Source organism: Photorhabdus tasmaniensis (genome assembly GCF_011189505.1).
GTDB lineage: Bacteria > Pseudomonadota > Gammaproteobacteria > Enterobacterales > Enterobacteriaceae > Photorhabdus > Photorhabdus tasmaniensis.
In genome coordinates this window covers 1-294 of sequence record NZ_PUJU01000250.1, presented here as the reverse complement: position 1 = coordinate 294, position 294 = coordinate 1, and the positions used below count along the sequence as shown (strand labels likewise).

General features: G+C 50.0%; 1 protein-coding gene. It reads left to right on the top strand.

Annotated features, from left to right (window positions below):
- Positions 1–294: type VI immunity family protein (locus C5471_RS23775; RefSeq protein ID WP_166296747.1), on the top strand; the 294-nt coding region annotated here is incomplete at both ends.

Below are 294 nucleotides of genomic sequence, written 5' to 3'. Positions count from 1 at the left end.
GTTATTTTGCCATTAACCAGCTGATACGCCCGATACGGGTTATTCCTCGTGAAGGCCATTCTCTGCATTTTTATGGTGAAGGACATTTTAATTCAACTTCCACACTAGCCTGGTATGCCCGCTATGATCGTGGCCCTCTGCATATCACCCCGGTGAGAACCGGTGAGCCGATGCTTGTCAGCGGATTCTGGCGAACTGACAGCCAGCCTGACAAACAATATTTCTTTGTTCAGGGCGCAACTGCCTTTGATATTCAGGGAGCAGAACCGGGCACAACCGTATGGCATCTGATCC